Below are 14,897 nucleotides of genomic sequence, written 5' to 3'. Positions count from 1 at the left end.
GCCAGGTAACGATTAGCTAATGGGATGATGTCAACCATGAAGGGACGCGTCCTTGTCGTCGACGACGACACCGCGCTGGCCGAGATGCTCGGCATTGTGCTGCGGGGAGAAGGTTTCGAGCCGTCGTTCGTAGCGGACGGTGACAAGGCACTGGCTGCCTTCCGGGAGGCGAAGCCGGATCTGGTCCTGCTCGACCTCATGCTGCCCGGACGGGACGGCATAGAGGTGTGCAGGCTGATCCGCGCCGAGTCCGGCGTACCGATCGTCATGCTCACCGCCAAGAGCGACACCGTGGACGTGGTGGTGGGCCTGGAATCCGGGGCCGACGACTACATCGTCAAGCCGTTCAAGCCGAAGGAGCTGGTGGCCCGCATCCGTGCCCGCCTGCGCCGCTCGGAAGAGCCGGCCCCCGAGCAGCTGGCCATCGGTGACCTGGTCATCGACGTGGCCGGGCACTCGGTCAAGCGGGAGGGCGCCTCCATCGCGCTGACCCCGCTCGAATTCGACCTGCTGGTCGCGCTCGCCCGCAAGCCCTGGCAGGTCTTCACCCGCGAGGTGCTGCTGGAACAGGTCTGGGGCTACCGCCACGCGGCGGACACCCGCCTGGTCAACGTGCACGTCCAGCGACTGCGCTCCAAGGTCGAGAAGGACCCGGAGCGCCCCGAGATCGTCGTGACGGTGCGCGGTGTCGGCTACAAGGCCGGACCCAGCTGAGATGCAGCCCGGCAAGCCCCGGGGCGGCTCCCGCTGGGGAGCGCTGCGGGGCGGCCGGCAGCTCCGTCCCGACGCGGTCGCAGCGCCCGGCAGCCCCGTGCTGCGGCTGTTCGTACGACTCGTACGCCGGCCGCTGCTCCCGGCTGTCCGGCTCTGGCGGCGCAACATCCAGCTCCGGGTGGTCGCCGCCACCCTCCTGATCTCGCTCGCCGTGGTCCTCGCCCTCGGCTTCGTCGTCATCGCCCAGGTCAGCAAGGGTCTCCTCGACGCGAAGGAGGAGGCCGCGCAGAGCCAGGCCGCGGGCGGGTTCGCGGTCGCACAGGAGAAGGCGAACACGCCCTACACGGTGGACGGAACCGACGCTTCCGACAACAAGGTCGGCCGTGACGCCAGCACCTGGATGAACTCCCTCGTCAAACAGCTCGCCAGCGGCGGGCAGAGCGCCTTCGAGGTCGCGGCCCTCGGCGCGGGCACCGGCACCGGCGAGGAGCAGCCCCCCGGCCGCGGCGCGCTCGGCGTCCGCGGAGCCCGTGCCTCCGGCAACGTGGACCCGTCCGCCAGCGTCCCCGCGGACCTGCGCCGGGCCGTCAACCACGCCACCGGCGCCTTCAAGACCTTCTCCCAGGTCCGCTACACCCCCGGAGCCGGCTCCAAGGCCCCCGAGCCCGCGCTCGTGGTGGGCAAGCGCCTCACCGACATCAACGGCGACCCGTACGACCTGTACTACCTGTTCCCGCTGACCCAGGAGGAGGAGTCCCTCAACCTGGTCAAGGTCACCATCGCCACCGCCGGGCTCTTCGTCGTGGTCCTCCTCGGCGGCATCGCCTGGCTCGTCGTGCGCCAGGTCGTCACCCCCGTCCGGATGGCCGCCGGAATCGCCGAGCGGCTCTCCGCCGGGCGGCTCCAGGAGCGGATGAAGGTCACCGGCGAGGACGACATCGCCCGACTGGGTGAAGCCTTCAACAAGATGGCCCAGAACCTCCAGAACAAAATCCAGCAGCTGGAGGACCTCTCCCGGCTGCAGCGCCGCTTCGTCTCCGACGTCTCCCACGAGCTGCGCACCCCGCTGACCACGGTCCGGATGGCCGCGGACGTCATCCACGACGCCCGCGTCGACTTCGACCCGATCACGGCGCGCTCCGCCGAACTGCTCGCCGGACAGCTCGACCGCTTCGAGTCGCTCCTCGCCGACCTGCTGGAGATCAGCCGCTTCGACGCGGGCGCCGCCGCCCTGGAGGCGGAGCCGATCGACCTGCGCGACGTCGTGCGCCGCGTCATCGACGCCGCCGAACCCCTCGCCGAACACAAGAACACCCGGATCCGCGTCCTCGGCGACACCCAGCCGGTGATAGCCGAGGCCGACGCCCGGCGCGTGGAGCGGGTCCTGCGCAACCTCGTCGTCAACGCCGTCGAGCACGGCGAGGGCCGCGACGTGGTGATCCGGCTCGCCTCGGCGGGCGGGGCCGTTGCCGTGGCCGTACGGGACTACGGAGTCGGGCTCAAGCCCGGCGAGGCCACCCGCGTCTTCAACCGCTTCTGGCGGGCCGACCCGGCGCGGGCGCGCACGACCGGCGGTACGGGCCTGGGCCTGTCCATCGCCGTCGAGGACGCCAGGCTGCACGGAGGCTGGCTCCAGGCGTGGGGCGAGCCCGGCGGCGGCTCCCAGTTCCGCCTGACCCTGCCGCGCACCGCCGACGAGCCGCTGCGCGGATCGCCGATCCCGCTGGAACCCGAGGACTCCAGGGCCAACCGGGCCAGGGCCGCCGCGGAGGGCTCGCTGGCCCCCGAGGCGTCCCGGGAACCCGCGGGCCGGCCCGACCGGTCCTCGATCCCGCCGCGCTCCCCGGTGGCCGGAGCCGTGCCGGTGCCGGCCGATCCGACGGCGCTGCCGGGCAACGGGGCGCGGGTCGTGACCCGGCCCGCAGAGCAGCAGCCGTCGGCGGGCGGAGCGCGGGGCGGGACGCCGGGAGCAGCAGACCGAGAGGGTGGATCGCGTGGAGCCGGTGGGTCGAATGGGCGCTGAACCGGGGACCCGGGCGGACCGGACGGGCAGCGGCCCGACGGGCAGTGCCCGGACGGGCAGGGGCGTGCCGCGCTCGCTGCGGGCCTACGCCTTCGCCACCGCCGGGCTGCTGCTGGCCGGCTGCGCCTCGATGCCCGACCACGGCGAGATCCGGCCCGTGCAGGTCTCGCAGGGCGTCGACTCGCAGGTCCGCGTCTTCGGCGTGCCGCCGGCCGACCGGGCCAGCTCGCAGGAGATCGTCGACGGCTTCCTGGAGGCCATGACCAGCGACGATCCGCAGCTCCAGACCGCCCGCAAGTACCTCACCGAGGAAGCCGCGAAGAACTGGAAGCCCGGCGCGGCCATCACCGTGCTCTCGGCCGGCCTCGACCGGTTCTCCGTACAGGGCGAGAAGGACCCCGCCGCGACCCGGTTCAAGGTCACCGGCAAGATGCTGGCCACCGTGGACGAGCGCAGCGCGTACCAGCCCGAGACCGGCGGCAAGCGCTACGAGGAGTTCCTCCAGCTCACGCAGGAGAACAAGCAGTGGCGGATCGCGACCCCGCCCAGCAGCCTGGTCCTGAGCGAGTCCGACTTCCAGCGCATCTACATGCCGGTCAACAAGTACTACTTCGCGGGCGGCACGCTCGTCGCCGACCCCGTCTACGTGCGTCAGCGCAGCGACCCCGACTCCCGGATGGACCCCACCACCCAGACCGTCAAATCGCTGCTCGCCGGCCCGTCCAAGTGGCTCGGGCCCGTGGTCACCTCCAGCTTCCCCACCGGTACGGAGCTGCGCGAAGGCACCAAGTCCCTTTCGTACGACGGCCAGAACACGCTGCGCGTACCGCTGAACGGCAAGGCCGACAACGTCGCGCAGCCGCAGTGCCAGAAGATGGCCACCCAACTCCTGTACACCGTCAAGGATCTGACGGGTTCGAGGGTCGACCGGGTCGAACTGCTGCGCTCCGACGGGAAGTCCTCGCTGTGCGGGGTCACCGAGGCCGCGGCCGCCGTGGTCGCCAACCGGCCGCTCTCGCCGGGTCACCAGTACTACGTGGACAACGAGGGCCGGCTCCAGCGGATGAGCCTGGACCCCAACCGGGAGGAGCAGCAGGACCCGCCGGCCCCGGTCCCCGGTCCGCTCTCCGGGAACCCGCCCTTCAAGGTCGGTTCCGCCGCCATCACCTACGACGAGAAGCGCGCCGCGGTCGTCTCCGAGGACGCGCACGGGCTGTACGTGGTCAACCTGACCACCGCAGGCCCCATGCCGCAGCCGCTGCTGACCGCCAAGGGCTCCAAGCCGGCCGGGTTCACCGCGCCCTCGTGGGACGCGGCCGGGGATCTGTGGATCGCCGACCAGGACGACCAGAACCCGACGCTGTGGCGGCTGCCCGGCGGCTCCGGGACCCCGGAGAAGGTGGCGGTGTCGGGGCTCGACGGCGGCCGGATCACCGCGCTGAAGACCTCGCCCGACGGGGTGCGGATCGCTCTGCTGGTGCAGAAGGAGAGCCGCAAGACCCTCTTCATCGGGCGGATCGAACGGCCCGACGGCAAGAGCGACGGTTCGGCGGTCTCGGTGCGCGAGCTGCGCCCGGCCGCCCCGCAGCTGGCCGACGTGACGGCGATGAGCTGGGCGCCGCGCGGCCGGCTGCTGGTGGTGGGCCGCGAGAGCGGCGGGGTCGTGCAGGCGCGGTACATGCTGGCCGACGGCTCGATGGTCGGGGCCGGTCTGCCGGGTGCGACCGGGCTGGAGGCGGTCGCGGCGAGCGAGGACGAGAAGAAGCCGGTGGTCGCGTTCTCGGGCGAGGACGGGATCGTGTGGCTGCCGCCGGGGGCGCAGTGGCGCACGGTGGCGGCGGGCGGCAAGGCCCCGGTCTACCCGGGCTGACCTGCCCTTTCCCCCGGATGTGACGGTGCCGCCCCCAGTTGTCCACAGGGGTGGCTCCGTGCTGCCCCCGCCCGGCAGAGTGGACCCATGCGGCAGCGGTGGCGGGCACTGACCGGAGGGCCGGCGGTGGAGCCGGTGGCAGGCCGCGCGGCGGGTCTCGCGGTAGGCCTCGCGCGGGGACTCGTGTCGGAGCTGGCCGGGCTGGTCCTGCCGGTCGACTGCGCGGGCTGCGGCGCCGTCCGGGTGGCGCTGTGCGGAGCCTGCCTCTCGGCGCTCAGCGGGGCCGGGACGGGCCCCGTACGCCCGTCTCCCAGCCCCGCCGGGCTGCCCGTGGTGCATGGGGCAGCCGTGTACGAGGGGGCCGTACGGGCCGTCGTGCTGGCCCACAAGGAGCGCGGCGCGCTCCCGCTGGCCGCCGCCCTGGGCACGGCCCTGGCGTCGGCGGTACGGGCGGGCGGGGCGGGGACGGGCGGGCCGGGGGAAGTGGCCCTGGTTCCCGTGCCCTCCGCGCGGCACCGGATCCGGGCGCGCGGCCACGATCCGGCGCACCGGATCGCGCTGGCCGCCTCGGCGCGGCTGCGGCGGGCGGGGGTGCCCGCGCGCGTGGCCCCCGTACTGCGGTTGCGGCGGGCCGTGGCCGACCAGGCGGGCCTGGGGGCACTGGAACGCCGGGAGAACCTCGCGGGGGCCCTGGAGGCCCGGCACGGCGCCGGACGGGTGACGGCCGGGGCGGCCCGGATCGTCGTCGTGGACGACCTCGTGACCACCGGAGCCACCCTGGCGGAGGCGGCGCGTGCGCTGCGCGCGGCCGGGATCGGCCCCCTGGGCGGGGCCGCGGTGGTGGCCGCCGGGGCGGACGCCTTCGTACGCGCGGGCCCCTGGAGGCCCGGCCGGGCGGGGCCGGACGAGGTGGGACAGGAGCGGGCGAATCGGGTCCGCAACTCGGACAGAGCAAAAAACTTGTGAATAGATTTGGAACTGGCGGGGAAGGCGCATCGTTGCAGGTAGTAAGAGGGAACGGCCACCTGAACGGAGGTACGTTCCGGTAGCGGGTGCCGACAACCGGCATAGAGGGATATGTTCGGTTGTAAGGAATTGGCGAGCCTGGGGCCCCACGCATCGGAGTGCACGTTCCGAGCGTTCGTACGTTTCGGAACCTTTCGTGTCAGAGGTTGTCCCTCGACTCCGAAGTCGGTGGGGTGTAGACCTTGCCGATGGGGGAGGAGGAGGTGGAAGTCGCCAAGTCCGAGGCTCCGGTGTTCACCGGAGTCTGGTGCGAAAGGGAGACGCTTCGCCCCTGGGGCGGAGCTATCCGGGAACGGAGTTCTGCGTGGACATCGTCGTCAAGGGCCGTAAGACCGAGGTGCCCGACCGGTTCCGCAAGCACGTGGCCGAGAAGCTGAATCCGGAGCGGATCCAGAAGCTCGACGCCAAGGTGATCAGCTTGGACGTCGAGGTGTCCAAGGAGCACAACCCGCGCCAGGCCGACCGTTCCGACCGCGTGGAGATCACCCTGCGTTCGCGGGGCCCGGTGATTCGTGCCGAGGCCGCCGCCGCCGACCCGTACGCGGCGCTCGACCTCGCTCAGGACAAGCTGGAGGCCCGGCTGCGCAAGCAGCACGACAAGCGCCACACCCGTCGCGGCAGCGGACGGCTCTCGGCGGCCGAAGTGGCCGACGTGGTGCCGAACGCCGCGACCCTGAACGGCAACGGCGAGCCGGTCAACGGCGAGAAGGCGGACGCGATCCCGACCACCCGGATCGGATCGCTGGAGGTGCAGGGCGAAGGCCCGCTCATCGTCCGCGAGAAGACCCACTCGGCCGCACCCATGTCGCTCGACCAGGCCCTGTACGAGATGGAACTGGTCGGCCACGACTTCTACCTGTTCGTCGACTCCGACACCAAGATGCCCAGCGTCGTCTACCGGCGCCACGGCTACGACTACGGCGTGATCCACCTCGACTCCTCCGACGCCGCCTCCAGCTCCGGTGAGCTCAACGGCGCGGGAGCGGGCGGCGCGCTCGGCGGCTGACGCCGCGTACTTACGGATGTCCGTGCGGTGCCCCCGCGTTCGCTTCGGCGGGCCCGGGGGCACCCGTCTGAGCGGATGGCCGGGAATCACCGGCCTGTAATCGTCTGCCCCCACCCGGTTACCTGGGCATGGAATCATGTCGGGCAGTCAGCCGACGGCCGCTCCCGTCGGATTGACCCAGCAGCTCAGCACATGCGGTGCAGGGGGAGGAACGATGGCGGACAGCTTCGGGCCGGGGCGCGTCGACGACGGTGCGGGCTGCCGTGAGGAAGACCGGGCCAAAGAGCCGATCCGGGTGCTCGTGGTCGACGACCACGCGCTGTTCCGGCGAGGGCTGGAGATCGTCCTCGCGCAGGAGGAGGACATCCAGGTCGTCGGCGAGGCCGGCGACGGCGCGGAGGCGGTGGACAAGGCCGCGGACCTGCTGCCGGACATCGTGCTGATGGACGTGCGGATGCCGCGGCGCGGCGGGATCGAGGCGTGCACTTCGATCAAGGAGGTGGCGCCCTCCGCGAAGATCATCATGCTGACGATCAGCGACGAGGAGGCGGACCTCTACGACGCGATCAAGGCCGGCGCGACGGGGTACCTCCTGAAGGAGATCTCCACGGACGAGGTCGCCACGGCGATCCGGGCGGTGGCCGACGGGCAGTCGCAGATCAGCCCGTCGATGGCGTCGAAGCTGCTGACGGAGTTCAAGTCGATGATCCAGCGGACCGACGAGCGGCGGCTGGTGCCGGCGCCGAGGCTGACGGACCGGGAGCTGGAAGTCCTCAAGCTCGTCGCCACCGGAATGAACAACCGTGACATCGCCAAGGAGTTGTTCATCTCCGAGAACACGGTGAAGAACCACGTGCGCAACATCCTGGAGAAGCTTCAGCTGCACTCCAGGATGGAGGCCGTGGTCTACGCGATGCGGGAGAAGATCCTGGAGATCCGGTAGCGGACCCCGCCCGGTCCCCGGGCCGTCCCGGTCAGAGGGAGGCCAGCTCCGAGGAGACGGCCGCGGCCTGCGCGGGAGTCTGCGCCCGGTCGATGCGGACCGCGTCGCACCCGACCCAGGACGCCGCCTCCCGGAGGGCTTCCGCCATGGGGCGGGCAGCCTTCGGGCCGGTCAGGGAGAGCTGGCGGGCCACCAGAGTGGTGCCCTCGCGGGCCGGGTCCACCCGGCCCTGGAGACGGCCGCCGGCCAGCAGCGGCATCGCGAAGTAGCCGTGGATCCGCTTCGGCTTGGGGACGTACGCCTCCAGCCGGTGCGTGAAGTCGAAGATCCGCTCCGTGCGCGGCCGGTCCCACACCAGGGAGTCGAAGGGGGAGAGCAGGGTCGTGCGGTGGCGGCCGCGCGGCGCCGAGGAGAGGGCCGCGGGGTCGGCCCAGGCCGGCTTCCCCCAGCCCTCCACCTCCACCGGGACCAGACCGGAATCGGCGACGACCTCGTCGAACTGCGCGCCCGACAGCCGGTGGTAGTCCGCGATGTCGGAGCGCGTGCCGACGCCCAGGGACTGTCCCGCCAGGGCCACCAGGCGGCGCATGCACTCGCGGTCGTCCAGGTCGTCGTGGAGGAGGTGGTCGGGGACGGCGCGCTCCGGGAGGTCGTAGACCCGCTTCCAGCCCCGCCGTTCGGTGCAGACGACCTCACCGATGTCGAGGAGCCATTCGACCGCGATCTTCGTCTCGGACCATTCGAACCACTCGCCGCCGTTCTTGGCGCCGCCCAGCTCGGTGGAGGTGAGCGGGCCCTCGGCGGCGAGACGGTCCAGGACGGTCTTCGTCGAGCGGTCCTTGTCCTCCAGGACGTGCCAGCGGCGGCCGCGCGCCTTGCGGGCCCGGCGGCGGAAGGCGAAGTGCGGCCATTCCTCGATGGGCAGGATGCAGGCCGCGTGCGACCAGTACTCGAAGGCGTGCTGGTCCGACCAGTACGCGGCTTCGACGGCGGAGCGGCCGACCGCGCCCAGGCGCGCGTACGGGATGAGCTCGTGGGAGCGGGCCAGTACGGAGATCGTGTCGAGCTGGACGGCGCCGAGGTGCCGCAGGACCCCGCGCACCCCGCCGCGCCGGTCGGGCGCCCCCATGAACCCCTGTGCGCGCAGCGCGATCCGGCGGGCCTCGTCGGCGGAGAGCGGCAGGGGCGAAGGTGTGGCGGTCGTCATGACCGCACCCTAGACGCGCCCACTGACAGCCGACGGCGACGGCGAGGGGGACGGCGACGGCTGTGCCGACGGGTGCGGCAGGTACGGCAGGCGGCCCGGCAGGGACAGGTCCGAGGGCAGCAGGGCGCCCGTCCAGCAGTCCCGCAGGGTCCCGCGGTGCTCCATGCCCGCGCGCGTGACGCCTTCGACGACGAAGCCGGCCCTCTCCGCGACCGCGCGGGAGGCCTGGTTGCCGACGGCGGCCCGCCAGATCATCCGGACGCAGCCGACCTCGGTGAAGGCCCAGCGCGCGACGGCGGGCAGGGCCTCGCGCAGGTAGCCGCGGCCGCGGTGTTCCGCGACGGCCCAGTAGCCGACCTCGTGGGCGTACGGGCCGTTCGGGGCGAGGCCGATGGTTGCGACGAGCGGGCCGTCGGCGCCGAGGCGGACCGCGAAGTTGTACTCGGAGTCGTCCTGCCACCCGCCCGGGACCCTGGTCACGTAGGCCTCGGCGTCGGTGCGCCCGTACGGGACCGGTACGGAGATGTAGCGCTGGATGAGCGGGTCCTGGCACGCCGCGTGGACCTCGTCGATGTCCGAGGGGACGTGCGGGCGAAGTATCAGGCGGTCCGTGGTCAGGGTGATCGGGTCCATGCGAGGGATTCTTCCGCCGCGCGACACCCCCGGCGAACGGTTTTCGGCAAGAGGGGCGGGCAAGAGGGGCTGCTCACACCGGCACCTTCGGAGCCCCCCGCACGTTCTCATTCCGGGCAGTCCTGCCCCGCGCAGAGTGCGGGCCTCCCGACGCGACCGCGTCCTCGCTTACGATGGCCGTTGCGGTGGGGCCCACCCTCCGTGCCCGTGTACGAACCAGTGCCAGGCCCGACCGGCAAGGAGACAAACCTCGGTGTCCGTCTTCAACAAGCTCATGCGTGCAGGCGAAGGCAAGATCCTCAAAAAACTGCACCGCATTGCGGACCAGGTCAACTCCATCGAAGAGGACTTCGTCAACCTCTCCGACGCCGACTTGCGTGCGCTCACGGACGAGTACAAGCAGCGTTACCAGGACGGCGAGAGCCTGGACGACCTGCTGCCCGAGGCCTTCGCTACGGTCCGCGAGGCCGCCAAGCGCGTCCTCGGCCAGCGCCACTACGACGTCCAGATCATGGGCGGCGCCGCCCTGCACCTCGGCTACGTGGCCGAGATGAAGACCGGTGAGGGCAAGACCCTCGTCGGTACCCTCCCGGCGTACCTGAACGCGCTGTCCGGCAAGGGCGTCCACCTGATCACGGTGAACGACTACCTCGCCGAGCGCGACTCCGAGATGATGGGCCGGGTCCACAAGTTCCTCGGCCTCGAGGTCGGCTGCATCCTGGCGAACATGTCTCCGGCCCAGCGCCGTGAGCAGTACGCCAACGACATCACGTACGGAACGAACAACGAGTTCGGCTTCGACTACCTCCGCGACAACATGGCGTGGTCCCAGGACGAGCTCGTCCAGCGCGGCCACAACTTCGCCGTGGTCGACGAGGTCGACTCGATCCTCGTCGACGAGGCCCGTACCCCGCTGATCATCTCGGGCCCGGCCGACCAGGCCACGAAGTGGTACGCCGACTTCGCGAAGCTGGTCACCCGCCTGACCAAGGGCGAGGCCGGCCAGCCGCTCAAGGGCATCGAGGAGACCGGCGACTACGAGGTCGACGAGAAGAAGCGCACCGTCGCCATCCACGAGACCGGTGTCGCCAAGGTCGAGGACTGGCTCGGCATCGAGAACCTCTACGAGTCGGTGAACACCCCGCTCGTCGGCTACCTGAACAACGCCATCAAGGCGAAGGAACTGTTCAAGGCAGACAAGGACTACGTCGTCATCGACGGCGAGGTCATGATCGTCGACGAGCACACCGGCCGCATCCTCGCCGGCCGCCGCTACAACGAGGGCATGCACCAGGCGATCGAGGCGAAGGAAGGGGTGGACATCAAGGACGAGAACCAGACCCTCGCCACGATCACCCTCCAGAACTTCTTCCGCCTGTACTCGAAGCTCTCGGGCATGACCGGTACGGCCATGACCGAGGCCGCGGAGTTCCACCAGATCTACAAGCTCGGCGTCGTCCCGATCCCGACCAACCGCGACATGGTCCGCAAGGACCAGGCGGACCTGATCTACCGCACCGAGGTCGCGAAGTTCTCCGCCGTCGTCGACGACATCGCGGAGAAGCACGAGAAGGGCCAGCCGATCCTGGTCGGCACCACCTCGGTCGAGAAGTCCGAGTACCTCTCGCAGCAGCTCTCCAAGCGGGGCATCCCGCACGAGGTGCTGAACGCGAAGCAGCACGAGCGCGAGGCCTCGATCGTCGCCCAGGCCGGCCGCCGCGGCGCCGTCACGGTCGCCACGAACATGGCCGGCCGCGGTACCGACATCAAGCTCGGCGGCAACCCGGACGACCTCGCCGAGGCGGAGCTGCGCCAGCGCGGCCTGGACCCGGAGGAGCACATCGAGGAGTGGGCGCACGCCCTTCCCGAGGCGCTCACGCGGGCCGAGGCGGCCGTGAAGGCGGAGTTCGAGGAGGTCAAGGAGCTCGGCGGGCTGTACGTGCTGGGCACCGAGCGCCACGAGTCCCGCCGCATCGACAACCAGCTGCGCGGCCGCTCCGGCCGTCAGGGCGACCCGGGCGAGTCCCGCTTCTACCTGTCGCTGGGCGACGACCTGATGCGTCTGTTCAAGGCGCAGATGGTCGAGCGCGTCATGTCGATGGCGAACGTGCCGGATGACGTGCCGATCGAGAACAAGATGGTCACCCGTGCCATCGCCTCGGCCCAGTCGCAGGTGGAGACCCAGAACTTCGAGACGCGCAAGAACGTCCTGAAGTACGACGAGGTCCTCAACAACCAGCGCACGGTCATCTACGCCGAGCGGCGCCGGGTGCTGGAGGGCGAGGACCTCCAGGACCAGATCCGTCACATGATGGACGACACGATCGACGCCTACATCACGGCCGAGACGGTCGAGGGCTTCGCCGAGGAGTGGGACCTGGACCGGCTGTGGAGCGCCTTCGGGCAGCTCTACCCGATCAAGGTCACCGTCGAGGAGCTGGAGGACGCGGCGGGCGACCGCGCGGGCATCACCGCCGAGTTCATCGCGGAGTCCGTCAAGGACGACATCCACGAGCAGTACGCGGCGCGCGAGAGCACGCTCGGCTCCGACATCATGCGCGAGCTGGAGCGCCGCGTGGTGCTGTCGGTGCTGGACCGCAAGTGGCGTGAGCACCTCTACGAGATGGACTACCTGCAGGAGGGCATCGGCCTGCGGGCGATGGCCCAGAAGGACCCGCTGGTCGAGTACCAGCGCGAGGGCTTCGACATGTTCAACGCCATGCAGGAAGGCATCAAGGAGGAGTCCGTCGGCTACCTGTTCAACCTGGAGGTCCAGGTCGAGCAGCAGGTCGAGGAGGTCCCGGTGGCGGACGCCGCGGGTCCGTCCCTGGCCAAGCCGGAGATCCGGGCGAAGGGCCTGGACGCTCCGCAGCGGCCGGACCGGCTGCACTTCTCCGCTCCATCGGTGGACGGGGAGGGCGGGGTCGTCGAGGGTGACTTCGAGTCGGAGGCCGGGGACGACGAGGCCGGGATGACGCGGGCGGAGCGCCGCAAGGCGGCGAAGGCCGCGGGCGGCCGCCGCCGCAAGAAGTAACTCGCGCAGTGACCGCCCCGCCGTTCGCGGCGGGCCGGCCGGGGCCGGGCACCACGTCTTCGTACGTGGGGTCCGGCCCCGGCCGTTTTCGGCGGCGCACCGCCGCACGGGCGGCGGCCCCGGGCGCGGCCTCACGGGCGCGGGCCGCGCAGCTCGACGGCCGCGCAGCGCCAGCGCAGGTCGGGTCCCTGTTCCAGGCGGAAGGCCAGCGCGGTGAGACGGTCGCCCGTCGCGATGCGGGCGAAGGCCTCGATGACCCCGGGGCCGGGGGTGAAGCGGCCGCACTGGCGGACCACGGGGCGCGGGCGGCCCCGGAGGGGGCCCGCGGAGGCCGCGGCAGCTGCGGGGTCCGGGGCGGCCGACGGGTCCGACAGGGCAGATGCGTCCGCGGTGTCCGCGGCGGCCGGGGAAGCCAGGGTGATCAGCTGGTCGTAGGCGGGGCCGACGGTGTGGCCCATGAGCGAGTGGACCGGGCGGAGCCCGCTGAGCACCGCGAGCAGCCGGTCGGCGAACCAGTGGTGCGGGCCCCGGTGGATCGCCGCGGGCGGCCGTCGCTGATCGTGCCTGCCGGGCGGTCGGCCGGGGTTCCTGCCGGTGGCGTTCCTCCCGGGCCTGTCGGGCTTGCCGGGCTTTGCGGTCCCGCTGGTCCTGGCGCTCATGAAGGCCGTCCCCGAGGTGTCCGGGCCCGGTGCGGTACCGGGCGGTAACTTGGTAGGGAGACTTCTACGGTCCCGCGAACACGTTCCGCAACGGCCCCGCTCCGCCGGCGCGGACCCGGGCCGCCTTCACCTATCCGTGGTGCGCGGCCGCCGCCCCCGTGCTCCCCGGGCCGCCCCGCGGGGAGCGAAGCTGACGGCCCCCGCCCGCGCCCCGGCACCCCGAAGGGGGACGGACCCGTCACCGGACGGAGTCCCGTCGGGGAGCGGCCGTATCCTGAAGGCGTTTTCCGACTACCGAAAGCAGCCGGCCATGCGCGTGTACGTCCCCCTGACCCTTCCCGGGCTCGCCGAGGCGCACGAGGCGGGTGAGCTTGGTCCGGCTCCGTTGCGGGCGTACGCCGTCACCCCCGGCCTGCGCGAGTGGTACGTGTCGGACGACATCGAGGAGCTGGAGTACGCCGCCCTGGGCCGGGCCGCCGCCGCCAGCCTGCGGATGCTCGCCGAGGACGGGACCGCGCCGCGCAAGCGGGTCGTGGTCGCCGTGGACGTGGACGACAAGGCCGCCACCGCGACCCCCGGGGTCGACGAGGCCACCCTCGGTCAGGTGGCCCTCGCCGGGGCCGTACGGCTCGCCGTGGCCGCCGCCGTGCATGTGGACGCCCCGGAGGCCCTGGAGGACGTGACGGCGGCCGCGCAGGCCCTCGCGGCCGCCGACCTGGGCGACGAGGACGCACAGTTCACCGTGGACGGCGCCGAGGACCACGAGCTGCTCTGGTTCGGGGTCCAGGAGATCGCGGGGCTGCTGAAGTGAGAGGGCAGACCCCCCACATCGTCTGGGACTGGAACGGCACCCTCCTCCACGACATCGACGCCGTCATAGGGGCGACCAACGCCTCCTTCGCCGAGTTCGGCTTCGAGCCGATCACCTTGGAGACGTACCGCGAGCTGTACGTCGTACCGGTCCCGAAGTTCTACGAGCGCATCATGGGACGGCTCCCCACGGACGACGAGTGGGCCGTCATGGACGAGACCTTCCACCGCCACTACTGGGCCGCCGCCGATGCCGCCGGGCTCGCCGAAGGGGCCGGGGAGCTGCTGCGCGACTGGCAGGCCGAGGGACTCACGCAGTCCCTGCTGTCCCTCGCGCCCCACGACAAGCTCGTCCCGCTCGTCCGGGCGCACGGCATCGACCGGCACTTCCTGCGCGTCGACGGCCGCATCGGGCCCTCCCACACCACCAAGGCGGGACACCTCGTACGCCACCTTCAGGCCCTGGAGGGGACGGGGGTGACGGCCGGGCGTACGGTGCTCATCGGAGACGCCGTGGACGACGCGCTGGCCGCCGCGCACGTGGGCGCGCGGGCCGTTCTGTACACGGGCGGTTCGCACAGCCGCAGCAGTCTGGAATCAGCCGGTGTGCCCGTCGTGGACACCCTGGCGGAGGCCGTACGGGCTGCTCGCGAGTCGGCTGATTAGCCACTTGCACGCACGGATGGGCGCGTCGCTGTCCAGAGTGTCAAAGTTCCACCCCCGGATTTGTACACATACAGCTCATGACGAGTTGGGGGTGGGGCGAGATAGCCTGGTACCCGTGATCAGCGCGATAGTCCTCGGAGGCACTGAAGCCTCCGGCCAGCGCCCGGCGCACGACCGTGCCCGGGCCATCGCTGATCCCCGCTGCCGGGACCTCCTGCCGATCATGGCCGATTCTCTCCCAGGCGGTTTTCTCGACGACATAGCGTCGATCCCGAACGGACCACGACACCCCGCCTCGCGGCGCTA

At 71.6% G+C, this 14,897-nt stretch carries 12 protein-coding genes; 9 read left to right on the top strand and 3 right to left on the bottom strand.

Going from position 1 to position 14,897, the window contains the following annotated elements; all coding sequences use genetic code 11:
* Positions 1-24: 24 nt before the first annotated feature.
* The 6 genes from mtrA (at position 25) to AC3IYJ_RS15160 (ending at position 7,582) form a co-directional block, all read left to right on the top strand.
* Complete coding sequence (mtrA, locus tag AC3IYJ_RS15185; protein WP_189828951.1) at positions 25-714, top strand: two-component system response regulator MtrA; 690 nt, start codon at positions 25-27, stop codon at positions 712-714.
* A 1-nt stretch (position 715) separates the two neighbouring features.
* The gene (gene mtrB / locus AC3IYJ_RS15180) at positions 716-2,737 is read left to right on the top strand and encodes an MtrAB system histidine kinase MtrB (protein ID WP_489401819.1); all 2,022 of its coding nucleotides are present in this window, start codon (positions 716-718) and stop codon (positions 2,735-2,737) included.
* Positions 2,727-4,607 (top strand): LpqB family beta-propeller domain-containing protein, encoded by a 1,881-nt coding sequence (locus tag AC3IYJ_RS15175; RefSeq protein WP_489401818.1) that lies wholly within the window; start codon positions 2,727-2,729, stop codon positions 4,605-4,607. The genes mtrB and AC3IYJ_RS15175 overlap by 11 nt, the downstream gene beginning before the upstream one ends.
* Positions 4,608-4,694: 87 nt before the next feature.
* The gene (locus AC3IYJ_RS15170; protein WP_489401817.1) at positions 4,695-5,573 is read left to right on the top strand and encodes a ComF family protein; all 879 of its coding nucleotides are present in this window, start codon (positions 4,695-4,697) and stop codon (positions 5,571-5,573) included.
* 364 nt (positions 5,574-5,937) lie between these two features.
* Positions 5,938-6,639 carry a ribosome hibernation-promoting factor, HPF/YfiA family gene (gene hpf / locus AC3IYJ_RS15165; RefSeq protein ID WP_489401816.1) on the top strand — a complete coding sequence of 234 codons (702 nt, stop codon included), beginning with the start codon at positions 5,938-5,940 and terminating at the stop codon, positions 6,637-6,639.
* Positions 6,640-6,853: 214 nt separating this feature from the next.
* On the top strand, positions 6,854-7,582 hold the full coding sequence (locus AC3IYJ_RS15160) for a response regulator (RefSeq protein WP_489401815.1): 729 nt from the start codon (positions 6,854-6,856) through the stop codon (positions 7,580-7,582).
* 31 nt (positions 7,583-7,613) lie between these two features.
* Here the strand turns inward: AC3IYJ_RS15160 and AC3IYJ_RS15155 are convergent, their stop codons facing one another.
* A complete protein-coding gene (locus tag AC3IYJ_RS15155; protein ID WP_489401814.1) occupies positions 7,614-8,789 on the bottom strand; it encodes a winged helix-turn-helix domain-containing protein in 1,176 nt (391 codons plus the stop codon).
* 9 nt (positions 8,790-8,798) lie between these two features.
* Positions 8,799-9,422 (bottom strand): GNAT family N-acetyltransferase, encoded by a 624-nt coding sequence (locus AC3IYJ_RS15150; RefSeq protein ID WP_489401813.1) that lies wholly within the window; start codon positions 9,420-9,422, stop codon positions 8,799-8,801.
* Between the two features lie 253 nt (positions 9,423-9,675).
* On the opposite strand from AC3IYJ_RS15150, the gene secA reads away from it, so the two are divergent.
* A complete protein-coding gene (gene secA, locus AC3IYJ_RS15145; RefSeq protein ID WP_489401812.1) occupies positions 9,676-12,456 on the top strand; it encodes a preprotein translocase subunit SecA in 2,781 nt (926 codons plus the stop codon).
* 131 nt (positions 12,457-12,587) lie between these two features.
* Here the strand turns inward: secA and AC3IYJ_RS15140 are convergent, their stop codons facing one another.
* Positions 12,588-13,115, bottom strand: coding sequence for an Rv3235 family protein (locus tag AC3IYJ_RS15140; RefSeq protein WP_489401811.1), 528 nt, complete (start codon positions 13,113-13,115; stop codon positions 12,588-12,590).
* A gap of 310 nt (positions 13,116-13,425) precedes the next feature.
* Here AC3IYJ_RS15140 and AC3IYJ_RS15135 point away from each other — a divergent pair, with 310 nt between their 5' ends.
* On the top strand, positions 13,426-13,926 hold the full coding sequence (locus tag AC3IYJ_RS15135; RefSeq protein WP_489401810.1) for a DUF6912 family protein: 501 nt from the start codon (positions 13,426-13,428) through the stop codon (positions 13,924-13,926).
* Complete coding sequence (locus tag AC3IYJ_RS15130) at positions 13,923-14,591, top strand: HAD family hydrolase (protein WP_489401809.1); 669 nt, start codon at positions 13,923-13,925, stop codon at positions 14,589-14,591. Before AC3IYJ_RS15135 ends, AC3IYJ_RS15130 begins: the two co-directional genes overlap by 4 nt.
* Positions 14,592-14,897 lie beyond the last annotated feature (306 nt).

This window comes from Streptomyces sp. GL_140, from assembly GCF_057834465.1.
The sequence above is the reverse complement of the archived record's forward strand: the minus strand, read 5'-3'. Positions and strand labels throughout refer to the sequence as shown.

Excerpts from the sequence above, each read along its gene's own strand:
- mtrA (WP_189828951.1), top strand. The coding sequence starts at position 25 with ATGATGTCAACCATGAAGGGACGCGTCCTTGTCGTCGACGACGACACC.
- mtrB (WP_489401819.1), top strand. The coding sequence starts at position 716 with ATGCAGCCCGGCAAGCCCCGGGGCGGCTCCCGCTGGGGAGCGCTGCGG.
- AC3IYJ_RS15175 (WP_489401818.1), top strand. The coding sequence starts at position 2,727 with ATGGGCGCTGAACCGGGGACCCGGGCGGACCGGACGGGCAGCGGCCCG.
- AC3IYJ_RS15170 (WP_489401817.1), top strand. The coding sequence starts at position 4,695 with ATGCGGCAGCGGTGGCGGGCACTGACCGGAGGGCCGGCGGTGGAGCCG.
- AC3IYJ_RS15160 (WP_489401815.1), top strand. The coding sequence starts at position 6,854 with ATGGCGGACAGCTTCGGGCCGGGGCGCGTCGACGACGGTGCGGGCTGC.
- AC3IYJ_RS15155 (WP_489401814.1), bottom strand. The coding sequence starts at position 8,789 with ATGACGACCGCCACACCTTCGCCCCTGCCGCTCTCCGCCGACGAGGCC.
- AC3IYJ_RS15150 (WP_489401813.1), bottom strand. The coding sequence starts at position 9,422 with ATGGACCCGATCACCCTGACCACGGACCGCCTGATACTTCGCCCGCAC.
- AC3IYJ_RS15140 (WP_489401811.1), bottom strand. The coding sequence starts at position 13,115 with ATGAGCGCCAGGACCAGCGGGACCGCAAAGCCCGGCAAGCCCGACAGG.
- AC3IYJ_RS15135 (WP_489401810.1), top strand. The coding sequence starts at position 13,426 with ATGCGCGTGTACGTCCCCCTGACCCTTCCCGGGCTCGCCGAGGCGCAC.